Here is a 13010-nt window from a genome sequence, read left to right as displayed (position 1 = left end):
AGCCTTGGGCATAGCGCTACCTCCCGCTGGGAGATTCCGCAATAAACCGTACGACCCGGGCCTTTTGATCGCATGCGGAGTGACTCACGGCACTTTCGGCAGGGGAACCGACATGCTTTTCGGCCCCGAGGGCAGGGAGATCGGATCACCTCAGTGACTCGGGGTGAACAAATCGGTAAACGGAAGGCAAGACGCGAAGTGTCGGCACAACAGACCATCCACGTGGACGGACGGTGGCATAACGCCGCCTCGGGGGCCACGCGCGAGATCCTCGACCCCGCGGATGCCAAGCCGTTCGCCGTTGTGGCGGAAGGTGACGCGAGCGACGCGGACGCCGCGATCGCCGCGGCCCGTAAGGCATTTGATCACGGTGCGTGGCCGGACACCCCGGTCGCCGAGCGGGCCGCCCTGCTGCGCCGGGTCGCCGAACTGCTCGTACGGGACCGGGAGAAGATAGGCCTCCTGGAGAGCCGGGACGCGGGCAAGACCGTCGAGGAAGGCCGCGTCGACGTCGACTGCGTCGCCGACGCCTTCCGCTACTTCGCGGACCTCGTCATCGGCGAGGGCGCGGGCCGCGTCGTGGACGCGGGCACGGACACCGTGCACAGCGTCGTCGTGCACGAGCCGGTCGGCGTCTGCGCGATGATCACGCCCTGGAACTACCCGCTCCTCCAGGCCAGTTGGAAGATCGCACCGGCGCTCGCCGCGGGCAACACCTTCGTCATCAAGCCCAGCGAGATCACCCCGCTGACCACGGTCGCGCTGATCGAGCTGCTCAAGGAGGCCGGGCTCCCCGACGGTGTCGCGAACATCGTCACCGGCCCCGGCCACACGGTCGGCGCCCGCTTCGCCGACCACCCCGACGTCGACCTGATCTCCTTCACCGGCGGCCTCATCAGCGGTACGAAGGTGGCGCAGGCCGCGGCCGTCTCCGTCAAGAAGGTCGCCCTCGAGCTCGGCGGCAAGAACCCCAACGTGGTCTTCGCGGACGCCTGCGCCACCGAGGAGGGCTTCGACACCGCCGTCGACCAGGCCCTCAACGCCGCGTTCATCCACAGCGGCCAGGTCTGCTCGGCCGGTGGCCGGCTCATCATCGAGGAGTCGGTGCGGGACCGCTTCGTCGCCGAACTCGCCGTACGGGCAAGCAGGATCAAGCTCGGCCGCGGCACCGAGGAGGGCGTCGAGTGCGGCCCCCTCGTCTCGCAGCAGCAGCTCGACAAGACCGAGTACTACGTCGACTCGGCCCTGGAGGAGGGCGCCAAGCTGCTCACCGGCGGCAAGCGCCCCGAGCCCAGCGAAGTCCGGCCCGCCGAGGGGTACTTCTACGAGCCGACCGTCCTCGACGGCTGCCACCGCGGGATGCGCGCGGTCCGCGAGGAGGTCTTCGGCCCGGTCCTCACCGTGGAGACCTTCACCACCGAGGACGAGGCGGTCGCCCTCGCCAACGACACCGAGTACGGCCTGGCCGGCGCCGTCTGGACCAGCGACTCGGGCCGCGCCCGCCGGATGGCCCGCCGGATGCGCCACGGCACGATCTGGATCAACGACTTCCACCCCTACCTGCCGCAGGCGGAGTGGGGCGGCTTCGGCAAGAGCGGCGTCGGCCGCGAACTGGGCCCCGCCGGCCTCGCCGAGTACCGCGAGTCCAAGCACGTGTACGAGAACCTCGCGCCGGAGCCGGTGCGCTGGTTCGCGGGCTGAGACCACCCCGCGGGCGCCGTGAACTCCTTCACGGCGCCCGCCCCTTAAGCGCAAGCACCTTGTGCACCACCCTCGCAGGAAGAGGAGCAGTACTTCCATGACCGGAACCGAGTTCGACTACGTCATCGTCGGCGGCGGCACCGCAGGATCCGTGATCGCGTCCCGCCTCACCGAGAACCCGGACGTCACCGTCGCCGTGATCGAGGGAGGCCCGTCCGACATCGACCGCGAGGACGTGCTGACCCTGCGCAAGTGGCTCGGCCTGCTCGGCGGCGAACTCGACTACGAGTACACGACCACCGAGCAGCCGCGCGGCAACTCGCACATCCTGCACAGCCGCGCCAAGGTCCTCGGCGGCTGCTCCTCGCACAACACGCTGATCTCCTTCAAGCCGCTGCCGTCCGACTGGGACGAGTGGGAGGAGGCCGGCGCCACCGGCTGGAACTTCAAGGCGATGGACCCCTACTTCGGCAAGCTGCGCAATAACGTGGTGCGCGTCGCCAAGAAGGACCAGAACCAGATAGCCACCGACTGGGTCGAGGCCACCAAGACCGCGCTCGGCGTGCCCGAGGTCGTCGGCTTCAACGACCAGCCCTTCGAGGAGGGCGTCGGCTTCTTCGACCTCTCGTACCACCCGGAGAACAACAAGCGCTCCTCCGCCTCCGTCGCCTACCTCCACCCGCACCTGGAGGCCGGTGACCGCCCGAACCTCCACCTCTTCCTGGAGACCTGGGCGTACCGCCTCGAGCTCGACGGGACGACCGCGCGCGGTGTGCACGTCCGGGGCAAGGACGGTACGGAGCAGCTGCTCACCGCCCGCCGCGAAGTCCTCGTCTGCGCCGGTGCCGTGGACACCCCGCGGCTGCTCATGCACTCCGGCATCGGGCCGAAGAAGGACCTCGAAGCGCTCGGCATCCCCGTCACGCTCGACCTGCCGGGCGTCGGCGAGAACCTCATCGACCACCCCGAGTCGGTGATCGTCTGGGAGACCGACGGGCCGATCCCGGACAACTCCGCGATGGACTCCGACGCGGGCCTGTTCGTGAAGCGGGACCCGGACCACAAGGGCCCGGACCTGATGTTCCACTTCTACCAAATCCCGTTCACGGACAACCCGGAGCGCCTCGGCTACGAGCGCCCCGAGCACGGCGTCTCCATGACACCGAACATCCCCAAGTCCCGCGCCCGCGGCCGCCTCTACCTGACCTCGGCCGACCCCGAGGCCAAGCCCGCCCTGGACTTCAAGTACTTCGAGGACGAGGGTGACTACGACGGGCGGACGCTCGTCGACGGCATCAAGCTGGCCCGTAAGGTCGCCGAGGCCGAGCCGTTCAAGAAGTGGCTCAAGCGCGAGGTCTTCCCCGGCCCCGACGTCACCGAGGACGCCGAGATCAGCGAACTCGTCCGCAAGGCCGCACACACCGTCTACCACCCGGCCGGCACCTGCCGCATGGGTGCCGTGGACGACCAACTCGCCGTAGTGTCCCCGGACTTGACGATCCGCGGCATGAATGGCATCCGTATCGCCGACGCGTCCGTCTTCCCGACGATGCCCGCAGTGAACCCGATGATCGGGGTGCTGATGGTGGGGGAGAAATGCGCGGACCTGCTGACCGGGAGTGATGTCCGATGACCGACCCCAAGACCAACACGGCCAAGACCACGGAGCCGACTGCGGGTGACCCCGCCGCGCCCGCCTTCGCCGTACGCGACCTGTGGAAGGTCTTCGGCCCCAAGGCGGACCGGATACCCGGCAACCCGGAGCACAAGGCCCTCTCCACCGCCGAGCTGCGCGAGAAGACCGGCTGCACGGCCGCCGTCCGGGACGTCAGCTTCGACGTGCAGCGCGGCGAGGTCTTCGTCGTCATGGGCCTGTCCGGCTCCGGCAAGTCCACGCTGGTGCGCACCCTGACCCGGCTGATCGAGCCGACCTCCGGGTCCATCGCCATGGACGGCGAGGACGTCCTCGGCATGGACAAGAACCGGCTGCGCGAGCTGCGCCGCCGCCAGACCGCCATGGTCTTCCAGAACTTCGGCCTCCTGCCGCACCGCAGCGTCCTCGACAACGTCGCGTACGGCCTGGAGATCCAGGGCGTCGGCAAGGCCGAGCGGCGCGCCAAGGCCCAGGAGATCGTCGAGAAGGTCGGCCTCGCCGGCATGGAGGAGCGTCGGCCCACCCAGCTCTCCGGCGGTCAGCAGCAGCGTGTGGGCCTGGCCCGCGCCCTCGCCGTCGACCCCGAAGTGCTGCTCTTCGACGAGCCGTTCAGCGCCCTCGACCCGCTGATCCGCCGGGACATGCAGGAGGAGGTCATCCGCCTGCACCGCGAAGAGGGCCGCACCATGGTCTTCATCACCCACGACCTCAGCGAGGCCCTGCGCCTCGGCGACCGCATCATGCTGATGCGGGACGGCGCGATCGTGCAGCTCGGCACGCCCGAGGAGATCGTCGCCAACCCGGCCGACGACTATGTCCGCGACTTCGTCCGGGACGTGCCGCGCGAACAGGTCATCTCCGTGCGCCGCGCGATGCGCCCGGCCGACGCGGCCGAGTCCGACTCGGGCACCGAGCTCGCCCCCGACACCCTCGTCGTCGACGCCATCGAGGCCGTCGCGAACAGCGGCGAGCCCTGCCGCGTCGTCGAGGACGGCCGCACCCTCGGCATCGTCGACCACGAGCGGCTGCTCGCCGTGGTCGCCGGTATCGACGGCGGCAGCCCGCAGGCCGAGGACAAGGCGGTGGCGGCCGTATGAGCACGCACCTCCCGATACCGCCGCATCCCTACGGGGGCCGCCGATGAGCGCCACCCCGACAACTCCCGTACTGGACAAGGCGGATACGCCGGACAAGTCCCCGGCCGTCCCGCAGGCGCCCGGACTCCTCGCCCGGCTCGCGGCCAACCCGAAGGCGCTGCTGCTGATCGCGGCCCTGCTGCTCGCGGCCGTCAGCGCGGCCGTCACCGGCAGCGGTGTCTGGCCGGAGGGCCTCACCTTCGATCTGCGGACTCCGCTGTCCGACCTCAACGCGTGGCTGGTCCACAACCGCGAGAGCCACTGGATCTTCCTCTACTTCCTGCTGCACATCAGCAACACCGCCGAGTCGTCCGTGGACACCGTGGTCTCCCTTCTGGAGTCGCTCGGCTTCATCGGCGTGACCGTCCTCGCGGTGCTGCTCGCCTGGTACGCGGGCGGCGCCGGACTGCACCGCCGCGCCCTGCGCACCGCGGGCACCGCCCTCGTCACCTTCCTGGTGATCGGCCTGCTCGGCATGTGGGAACCGGCCATGGAGACCCTCGGCCTGATGGTGATCTGCGTGATCGCCTCGGCCCTGGTCGGCCTCCTGCTCGGCCTGATCGCCGGGCTCTCGGACCGCGGTGAGCGCATCCTGCGCCCCGTCTTCGACACCATGCAGGTGCTGCCGGCGTTCTCGTACCTGCTGCCGTTCGTGCTGATCTTCGACGTCGGCGTCCCGGCCGCCTTCGCGGCCACCGTGATCTACGCGGCTCCGCCGATGGCCCGCCTCACCGCGCTCGGCCTGCGCGGCGCGGACCCGGTGGCCCTGGAGGCGTCCCGCTCGCTCGGCGCCACGCCCTGGCAGCAGCTGAAGACGGCCCGGATGCCGCTGGCCCGCAAGCAGATGTTCCTCGGCCTCAACCAGACGATCATGATGTGTCTGTCGATGGTCGTGCTCGCGTCGATGATCGGCGCCGAAGGCCTCGGCGAGGAGATCTTCCGCGCCCTGTCGATCCTCGACATCGGCCAGTCCCTCAGCGCCGGCATCGCGATCGTCCTGATCGCCGTCTGGTTCGACCGCACCACGGCCGCCGCGGGCGAGCGCCTCGACGACCCCTCGGCCGTACGGTCCCAGGGCGCGTCCTGGATCCAGGGCGGCGTGGTCGTCGTCGGTACGGCGATCGCCGCGGTGGTCGGCTCCGCGCTCGGCCGGGTCGAGTGGCCCGACACCTGGGTCGTGTCCATCTCCGGTCCGGTCAACTCGGCGACCGCGTGGATCGAGGACGAGCTCGGCTCCGGCATCCCGGTCATCGGCGGCACCCTGACCTGGGCCTCCGGCTTCGCCACCCATGTCATCAACCCGATGCGCGACGCCCTCCAGGCCACTCCGTGGTGGGCGATCCTGGTGCTCGGCGGCGTCCTCGCGTACCTCGCGGGCCGCTGGCGGGCGGCGCTCACCACCGTCCTCGCGCTCGGCATGATCGGCGGGATGGGCCTGTGGACCCGCTCCATGGACACCCTGTCCCAGGTCATCGCGGCCCTGGTGCTCACCCTGATCCTGGGCTTCGCGATCGGCGTGCTCGCCGCCCGCGTCGACTGGCTGGACCGCGCGATCCGCCCGGTGCTCGACACCATGCAGACGATGCCGCAGTTCATCTACCTGATCCCGATGGTGGCGCTGTTCATGGGCGGCCGCTTCGCCGGTGTCGCCGCGGCCGTGATCTACGCGCTGCCCGCGGTCGTACGCATCACCAACCAGGGCATCCGCTCCATCAACCCCGCCGCCCTGGAGGCGTCCCGCTCGCTCGGCGCCACGACCGGCCAGCAACTGCGCCAGGTCCAGATCCCGCTGGCCCGCAAGTCGCTGCTGCTCGCCGTGAACCAGGGCGTCGTCCTGGTCCTCTCGATGGTCGTCATCGCGGGCATGATCGGCGGCGGCGCGCTCGGCGTGGACGTCGTCAAGGGCCTCGCCAAGGGCGACCTGGGCCTCGGTATGACGGCCGGTATCGCGATCGTCTGCCTGGGCATTCTGCTCGACCGGGTCTCGCAGCCGGGCGCGGACGTGAAGCGCGGCGTCTCCTGAGCCGGGCCCGGCTCCTCCTCCTCTTCTTCCTCAACTCCCCTGCCAAGTAAGGACGTTCAAGTGAAGCCCAGCAAGCCCAGTAAGCGGATATCCACCACCCTCGTCGCCGGTGTCGGCGTCCTCGGTGTCGTCGCCCTCAGCGGCTGCGCCGCCGAGACCGGCAAGACCGGTGGCTCCGACGAGGTCACGATCACGGTCCCGTCGTGGGTCGGCGCCCAGGCCAACGCCGAGGTCGCCAAGGTGATCCTCGAGGAGGAGCTGGACGTCAAGAAGGTCACGCTCAAGACGATGGACGAGCCCATCGCCTGGGACGCCCTCAACAACGGCAAGGCCGACGCGATCCTGGAGGACTGGGACGGCCAGCCGGAGAAGCAGAAGCTGTACCTCGACGACGGCAAGGGCGGCAAGGCCAACGAGGACAAGCGCGTCGTCAAGGGCGGCGACCTCGGCGTGACCGGCCACATCGGCTGGTTCATCCCGAAGTACTACGCCGACAAGCACCCCGAGGCGACCACCCTGGAGGGCCTGAACAAGCTCGCCAAGGACTTCAAGACCTCCGAGTCCGGCGACAAGGGCGAGTTCCTGGGCGCGGCGCCCTCGTACACCACGTACGACGAGCACCTCATCAAGAACCACAAGCTGAACTTCAAGGTCAAGGAGACCGGCAACGAGGCCGCTCAGATCAAGGAGATCCAGCAGAAGTACAAGAACAAGCAGCCCTTCATCACCTACTGGTGGGACCCGCAGTGGCTGAACTCCGACGTGGAGCTCGTCGAGGTGAAGCTGCCGGAGTTCAAGGAAGGCTGCAACGAGCCGGCCGCGAAGACGGAGTGCGGCTACGCCAACACGCCGCTGCAGAAGTACCTGAACGAGGACTTCGCGAAGGACGGCGGTGAGGCCGCCGAGTTCCTGAAGAACTTCAAGTGGACCACCGAGCAGCAGAACGAGGTCGCCAAGTGGATCGCCAAGGACAAGATGTCCGGCGAGCAGGCGGCGAAGAAGTGGGTCAAGGAGAACAAGGACGTGTGGGAGGCGTGGCTGCCGAAGAAGTAATTCTCGGCTGACGTACTGCGCGCGTTACGGTGCCGGTCGCCCCTTGCTTGATGGGGCGACCGGCACCGTCGCGTTCAGGGTCGTCGTGCGGCAGGTCCTTGGGCGTACGCGGCGAAGGACCGCCATGCGCTCGGGCTGAAGCGGAGTATGTGACCGTCGGGGGCTTTGGAGTCCCTTATGGCGATGGTGCCGGGGATGTTTGTGGCGACTTCCAGGCACTCGCCGGTGCCACCGCTGTAAGTCGACTTCACAAACTCGAACTGGGTCATCTGGCTAGAGCTCCTTGATCACACGCCGGATGAGCGACCGCGAGTCGGCCTGGGCCAGGGAGTTCCGCGCAGTGCGATCAAAGATGGCCGTATGGCGAGCCGCGTCCTGCTCACTCTCCAGCCACAGGCTAGACGAAGGCGTGTCCAGGTAGACGACGTCCAGTGCGTCGACCTCAGCGAACGAGATGATGTTGAACGCTCCCTGCATTCCGGCGTGCGCACCGCCCAGGAAGGGGAGTACTTGGACCTTGATGTTCGGTCGGTCTGTCAGCTTCAGCAAGTATTCGAGCTGGCCGCGCATGACGTCCCGGCCGCCGACGTGCTGTCGCAGCGCGCCTTCGCCGATCAGGGCCCAGAGCTGGAGTGGGGGTGTGCTGTTGAGGCGGTCCTGTCGAGCAATGCGGGCCTCCACGAACCGCTCAATCTCGTCCGGGTCCTCCCATGCACCGCAGCCGACCACCAATGCGCGTGCGTAGTCGGGGGTTTGGAGCAGCCCTGGGATCAAGGTGACCTGATGGGTGCGGACTTGTGCCGCGACATCCTCCAACGCGACGTACTCGACCTGAGCGCCGAGGACTGGGTACTGGTTCCACCACCCCTTGGCCTTCCGGCGCTCCCGGTCGGCCTTGGCCAGGCCGAGGAGACGGTCGATGGCTTGCGGGTCGTGTACGTCGTACAGCTGGCACAGCGAGCGAATGTCCGGATCGCGTATGGGGACCAACCCGCGCTCCATCTTGGTCACCTTCGCCACCGAAGCGGAGAGAGCCTCTGCGGCCTGCGGCTGTCGCATGCCGCACCCCTCACGCATACGCAGCAGCTCGCCGCCCAGCCTGCGAGCGAGGACGGTTGAGACCGAGACGCCTCGGTCGGAGCGGTTGTCAGCCATGCCTCAGTTTGCAGGCGATCTCCAGCGCGGGACAAGTGAGTGAGTAAATATTTCTGGCAATGAGGTTGATGCCAGTCTATTAGTACCCCTACCGTCAGTACTCAACCGCTCGCACAGCGGAGCCAGTTGGCGGAAGTGCACCGCTTCGCCCTGCGCGGACGCGGCAATGCCACCGTCACGCGGATCCGCCCGCACAAGGAGGTGCGCGTGCATGGAGTCACCCTCCAACGCCCGCTACGACGTGGCGACTTACCCGCCCCAGCTCAAGTCCGTCCCCATCGCTCGGCGGCGGGTCACACGCCTCGTCGCTGATTGGGGGCACCTTGAATTCGCCGCAGATGCCGCCCTCGTGACCAGCGAACTCGTCACGAATGCGCTGCTGCACGGCTGTCTGAAGGACCGCCTGTTCCGCCTCGAAGTGATCCTGACGGGGACAGTCCTTCGGATCGCCGTCACGGACCCGAAGGGCGAACGCAGGCCGTCTCTCCGCGCCGACGCGGGCGAGGACCAATTCGGCCGCGGCCTCGCCATCGTGCAGGCGCTGGCGGCGTGTTGGGATGTGGAGGAACTCACGGTCGGTAAAACCGTGTGGGCGGAACTGGACCTGGGGGTGGAGCTGTAGCGGCACCGTCGTCTTCGTTTGTCAGTAGACGAACGTCCCCACGAAGTTGACGACCCAGCTCAGCGCCCCCACGGCGATGCCGCCCATGATGAAGACGATCCCGATCCGGTCGGCCACCCTGGTACGCCGCGAAGGCTCGCCGCTCGGGTCCGGCTTCCACGCGGGCGGCTTGATCCCCATGTACGCGACCCACGCGAGCATGATCACGGCGGCCCCGACCTGCCACAACTCCCCGGCCACACCCCAGACCCCGGTCCGCTGCACCCTCCCGGACTCCTCCGGTACGTCTCCCCGCCGGGCGTCGAAGATGTACCCGTCCGGGTAGTCGTTCCCGGTGTCCTCCAACTCCTCGGAAGTGGCGTACCCGCCGTCCGGGCGGAAGTCCCCGTAGCAGGAGTAGTCGGAGTTCTTACTGCTGCTGTCGGTGTCGTAACAGGAGCTCACCTTGTACGTACCCGGGGTGCCGTAGAGCCCGGCGGACAGCGCGAGGTCCACGGTGGCGGTCACGAACCAGAACGCGCCGGCGAACGCGATCAGGGCACTGCCGAGCCAGAGGAAGCCTCGGGCTATGGGGTGGCGGGGGCGGGGAGTGGTCGCAGTGGTTGTTTCGGTCATGGGGCTGGATGTTCCGTTCTGTGATCCGCCGTCCTGCTACGGCGCCGCCTTCGTCCGGCCATTGGCCGCACTCGGACGTCGGCGCTGTCCTCGGCGCGTCAGATGATCCGCTGGTTGAGCTCGGCTTCCGCCGCCAGTCGAGCTCGCTCAGGGCTTGCCTGCCGGCGCTCGCCCGCGGTGCCGTCCCAGTCGTCGGGCTGCATGAAGAGGAAGACCCCACTGGACGGTATGTAGCCGACGGCGCCGAAGTGCGGGTCGCCCGCGATGTGGAGGCCGCCGTCGATGCCCTCGGGCCAGGGGTTGCGCCACGGGCCGCGCCGGGGAACGGGGTTGATCCGCATCAGCGGCGACTCGTTGCCGTCGGCGGTGTGCAGGGTGAGCGTCATGCTCTTGGGGCGGCCCTTGGTGGCTTCGGCGCCGTCGACCTTGGTGATGCGGGGGACGAAGGTGTCGAAGGGGTAGTGGGCGAGGGTGCGGCTGGCGCCTCGGGTGATGAAGAAGGCGGAGATGAGGCTGCGGAGCGTGCCGAGGACGCCGAAGATGCCGATGATGATGATCGGGATCCCCACGACCGGAACCCAGGACATACCGGCGCCCTTCGCCACTTGCCCCAGCGCAGGCATCGCGAAGGCCATCAGCCCGTAGCCCACGAGGTTGCGGCTGCCGGCCCACCACATCCGGTTGACCAGCTTCCGCCGGAGTGCGGCGGTGTCCAGCACGCCTGGTGTCTGCGCCTCTTGGGCGTTGTCGGGCACTTCGTCTCCTGCAGTCCGCCCCAGCCCTGCTGGCGCTCTCCGAAGTTCATGCCGGGTAGCGGTCGGCTATCCGGTGGGCAGGACGCGGGGTTCGCGTTCCAGCTTCTTGGTGATCCCCGCTTGTTGGGCCCTGGCGAGGCGGGCGGGATCGGCGCTCTCGCGTTCCGCCGCGAACTTGTCCCAGCCGGCGGGCTGGAGAAAGAGCATGTCCTTGGTGCTGGGCACGATCATCACGCCACCAAATGCGGGATCACCCGCGAACCAGGCTCCGCCGTCCTCGGCGGCCTGGGGCCACCGGCGCCGTGTCGAGGCGTTGAGCGCCCGCATATGGGGTGCCCCGTGCTGTCCGCGTACGGAGAGCTTGACCGTGTGCACGTCTCCCAGGAGCAGCCACTGCGACTCCTTCCTGACCACGCGCGTGCGGTACTCAAGGGGATAGGCACTCAGCACTCGCTCGCACACCTTGAGCCGTCGGCCGGCACCCACCCGAATCAGCGTGAAGAACATCATCAGCGCGGCGACTATGACCGGAAGGCCCGTGAGGAAGGAAGCCGGAACCCCGCTCACATCCAGCAGGTAGGTCAGGGCGACCAGAGCGGCAGCAAGCGCGAGGCGCATTCCGAGCTGCCGATAGAGCAGACCACGGTTGTGCTTGAGGACTTGCTGGACGTCGGGTGCGACAGGCGGGGTGTCCATGGGGTGCTCCATCCTTATCCGAAGTCGTTGCGTATGGCTGCCGCCGCTGATCGAATCGACGGCTCGCTCTCCGCAGGCACCGCGGGTTTTGCGGGATCGGTGAACGTCAGCGTGTGGGCGACTCCGAGCAGGATGTCCCGGTACACGTCGGCGAGGTGGAGAGCGGGCGTCACCATCTGCACCACGATGATGTCGGGCGTACCCGAGCCGGTGACCGCGACAGTGCCCCTGGTACGGGGTTGAAGCCGATATTGGGGTACGGGTTCGCGGCCATCACTTACCGCGCCCGCCCGAGGTGCTCTGGTCGGCGATCTGCTTGAGGGCCTTCTCCAAGGCCTCTTCGACCTCTTCGTAGCCCTTCTTGTTGGCCTTCACGCCCTCTTTGATCTCGTCGATCAGTTCCTTGGTCCTGTCGGACCCGTACTTCCACTCCATCTGGAACGTGTCACAGGCCTCATCGAGCCGAGCGGTGCCGATCTGGTCACCGCGCACGTGGGCGAGGGCAGTCCGGGCCTCGTTGAGGTCGTCGACGCATCTCTCCAGGTTCGTCAGGAACTGCTGGAGTTGGTCGATGGTCGATGTCCGTCTTGAAGCGCTCTCCCATGAACCGCTGTTCCCCGTTCGGTGCTGGCCGTGAAAGGCCCAGAAGGCTCGCCGCCCTCTGGACCTCTCGGCACCTTACATCCGTCATATAAGCCCTGTGGACAGGTACTTCGTCCTGGGCGGCCGACGGAGAAGCCCGCACCGGATCTACACCGGGCCACTACTTGACCGATGCAATCGGCGTGATGGGGGCGCACGGTGTCGGCTAGCGCAACTCTTTCGCGATCTCCCCCGCAACCCCCATGACCCGCCGAAGCAACCCAGGCCCGAACGTCACCCGAGACGCGCCGAGTCGGCCCAGCTCCCGTGGCGACGGGCCGTCCGGCAGGGCCAGGGCGTTCACCGGTGCGGGGATCGTGGCGCACAGGGTTGGGAGGGCGTCCGCCGGGGCCAGGATCGGGTAGGCGGAGTCCGAGCCCGCCTCCACGTACAGGCGGGCCCGCCGGACCGTCTCATCCAGGTCCGGAACGCCCCGTACGTACGTGTCCACGCGAGCGTTGACGAACAGGGCGTCGCCCGCCGCCGTGCGGATCTCCGCGAGGCGGTCCGCGTGCTTGTGCGGGTCGGCGAGGCCGGATGGGGCGGTCGGGTCGGAGTCCTCGATGTTGAGGCCGACGACGCCCGCCGCCAGGGCCCGGTCGACGAGCTCGCGGGGCGGTAGCCCGTAGCCCGACTCCAGGTCCGCCGAGACCGGGATGCCGTAGTCGGTCACCGCGCGGACGATGCGGGCGACCGCCGCGAACATCTCGTCGGCCGGGGTGGCCCCGTCCTCGTATCCGAGGGACTCCGCGATGCCCGCGCTCGGCGTCGCGAGGGCCGGGAAGCCCGCCCCGGCGAACGCGCGGGCGCTGGCCGCGTCCCAGGGGCCCGGCAGGATTAGCGGGTCGCCGGGGGCGCGGTCGTGGTGCAGGTCGCGGAAGGTCTTCACGTCCATGCCGGGCCTCCCGGAAGCCTGGAGAAGGTGCTCACGTCCATGCCGGGCCTCCCGGAAGCCTGG

14 protein-coding genes are annotated in these 13010 nt (G+C 68.5%); 6 read left to right on the top strand and 8 right to left on the bottom strand.

What is annotated here, in order from left to right; all coding sequences use genetic code 11:
* Window positions 1-222 precede the first annotated feature (222 nt).
* From RCO28_RS17395 to RCO28_RS17375, 5 genes are all read left to right on the top strand, one after another.
* Complete coding sequence (locus RCO28_RS17395; protein WP_374991191.1) at window positions 223-1701, top strand: aldehyde dehydrogenase family protein; 1479 nt, start codon at window positions 223-225, stop codon at window positions 1699-1701.
* Window positions 1702-1798: 97 nt separating this feature from the next.
* Window positions 1799-3334, top strand: coding sequence for a GMC oxidoreductase (locus RCO28_RS17390; protein WP_308942053.1), 1536 nt, complete (start codon window positions 1799-1801; stop codon window positions 3332-3334).
* Window positions 3331-4452 (top strand): glycine betaine/L-proline ABC transporter ATP-binding protein, encoded by a 1122-nt coding sequence (locus RCO28_RS17385; protein WP_308942052.1) that lies wholly within the window; start codon window positions 3331-3333, stop codon window positions 4450-4452. The genes RCO28_RS17390 and RCO28_RS17385 overlap by 4 nt, the downstream gene beginning before the upstream one ends.
* Window positions 4453-4495: 43 nt before the next feature.
* A complete protein-coding gene (locus RCO28_RS17380) occupies window positions 4496-6514 on the top strand; it encodes an ABC transporter permease subunit (protein WP_308942051.1) in 2019 nt (672 codons plus the stop codon).
* A 60-nt stretch (window positions 6515-6574) separates the two neighbouring features.
* A complete protein-coding gene (locus tag RCO28_RS17375; RefSeq protein WP_308942050.1) occupies window positions 6575-7567 on the top strand; it encodes a glycine betaine ABC transporter substrate-binding protein in 993 nt (330 codons plus the stop codon).
* A 74-nt stretch (window positions 7568-7641) separates the two neighbouring features.
* On the opposite strand, the gene RCO28_RS17370 is transcribed toward RCO28_RS17375, so the two are convergent.
* The gene (locus tag RCO28_RS17370) at window positions 7642-7836 is read right to left on the bottom strand and encodes a DUF397 domain-containing protein (protein ID WP_308942049.1); all 195 of its coding nucleotides are present in this window, start codon (window positions 7834-7836) and stop codon (window positions 7642-7644) included.
* 4 nt (window positions 7837-7840) lie between these two features.
* A complete protein-coding gene (locus tag RCO28_RS17365) occupies window positions 7841-8722 on the bottom strand; it encodes a helix-turn-helix transcriptional regulator (RefSeq protein WP_308942048.1) in 882 nt (293 codons plus the stop codon).
* A gap of 211 nt (window positions 8723-8933) precedes the next feature.
* Between RCO28_RS17365 and RCO28_RS17360 the strand changes: the two genes are divergently transcribed.
* Window positions 8934-9344 (top strand): ATP-binding protein, encoded by a 411-nt coding sequence (locus tag RCO28_RS17360; protein WP_308942047.1) that lies wholly within the window; start codon window positions 8934-8936, stop codon window positions 9342-9344.
* A 21-nt stretch (window positions 9345-9365) separates the two neighbouring features.
* Here RCO28_RS17360 and RCO28_RS17355 read toward each other — a convergent pair whose 3' ends face one another.
* The 6 genes from RCO28_RS17355 to RCO28_RS17330 all read right to left on the bottom strand — a co-directional run bounded on the left by RCO28_RS17355 (window position 9366) and on the right by RCO28_RS17330 (window position 12947).
* The gene (locus RCO28_RS17355; RefSeq protein WP_308942046.1) at window positions 9366-9959 is read right to left on the bottom strand and encodes a hypothetical protein; all 594 of its coding nucleotides are present in this window, start codon (window positions 9957-9959) and stop codon (window positions 9366-9368) included.
* A 98-nt stretch (window positions 9960-10057) separates the two neighbouring features.
* Window positions 10058-10714 carry a hypothetical protein gene (locus RCO28_RS17350; protein ID WP_308942045.1) on the bottom strand — a complete coding sequence of 219 codons (657 nt, stop codon included), beginning with the start codon at window positions 10712-10714 and terminating at the stop codon, window positions 10058-10060.
* A 66-nt stretch (window positions 10715-10780) separates the two neighbouring features.
* The gene (locus RCO28_RS17345; RefSeq protein ID WP_308942044.1) at window positions 10781-11410 is read right to left on the bottom strand and encodes a hypothetical protein; all 630 of its coding nucleotides are present in this window, start codon (window positions 11408-11410) and stop codon (window positions 10781-10783) included.
* 14 nt (window positions 11411-11424) lie between these two features.
* Complete coding sequence (locus tag RCO28_RS17340) at window positions 11425-11586, bottom strand: hypothetical protein (RefSeq protein ID WP_308942043.1); 162 nt, start codon at window positions 11584-11586, stop codon at window positions 11425-11427.
* Between the two features lie 97 nt (window positions 11587-11683).
* Window positions 11684-11902, bottom strand: a complete 219-nt coding sequence (locus RCO28_RS17335) for a hypothetical protein (protein ID WP_308942042.1) — start codon at window positions 11900-11902, stop codon at window positions 11684-11686.
* 316 nt (window positions 11903-12218) lie between these two features.
* Window positions 12219-12947: an isocitrate lyase/phosphoenolpyruvate mutase family protein gene (locus RCO28_RS17330; RefSeq protein ID WP_308942041.1), complete on the bottom strand. Its 729-nt coding sequence runs from the start codon at window positions 12945-12947 to the stop codon at window positions 12219-12221.
* Window positions 12948-13010: the final 63 nt, after the last annotated feature.

Source organism: Streptomyces sp. LHD-70 (genome assembly GCF_031157275.1).
GTDB lineage: Bacteria > Actinomycetota > Actinomycetes > Streptomycetales > Streptomycetaceae > Streptomyces.
This window is presented reverse-complemented; position numbering and strand designations above follow the sequence as displayed.

Excerpts from the sequence above, each read along its gene's own strand:
- RCO28_RS17390 (WP_308942053.1), top strand. The coding sequence starts at position 1,799 with ATGACCGGAACCGAGTTCGACTACGTCATCGTCGGCGGCGGCACCGCA.
- RCO28_RS17385 (WP_308942052.1), top strand. The coding sequence starts at position 3,331 with ATGACCGACCCCAAGACCAACACGGCCAAGACCACGGAGCCGACTGCG.
- RCO28_RS17365 (WP_308942048.1), bottom strand. The coding sequence starts at position 8,722 with ATGGCTGACAACCGCTCCGACCGAGGCGTCTCGGTCTCAACCGTCCTC.
- RCO28_RS17370 (WP_308942049.1), bottom strand. The coding sequence starts at position 7,836 with ATGACCCAGTTCGAGTTTGTGAAGTCGACTTACAGCGGTGGCACCGGC.
- RCO28_RS17345 (WP_308942044.1), bottom strand. The coding sequence starts at position 11,410 with ATGGACACCCCGCCTGTCGCACCCGACGTCCAGCAAGTCCTCAAGCAC.
- RCO28_RS17380 (WP_308942051.1), top strand. The coding sequence starts at position 4,496 with ATGAGCGCCACCCCGACAACTCCCGTACTGGACAAGGCGGATACGCCG.
- RCO28_RS17330 (WP_308942041.1), bottom strand. The coding sequence starts at position 12,947 with ATGGACGTGAAGACCTTCCGCGACCTGCACCACGACCGCGCCCCCGGC.
- RCO28_RS17355 (WP_308942046.1), bottom strand. The coding sequence starts at position 9,959 with ATGACCGAAACAACCACTGCGACCACTCCCCGCCCCCGCCACCCCATA.
- RCO28_RS17340 (WP_308942043.1), bottom strand. The coding sequence starts at position 11,586 with ATGGTGACGCCCGCTCTCCACCTCGCCGACGTGTACCGGGACATCCTG.
- RCO28_RS17360 (WP_308942047.1), top strand. The coding sequence starts at position 8,934 with ATGGAGTCACCCTCCAACGCCCGCTACGACGTGGCGACTTACCCGCCC.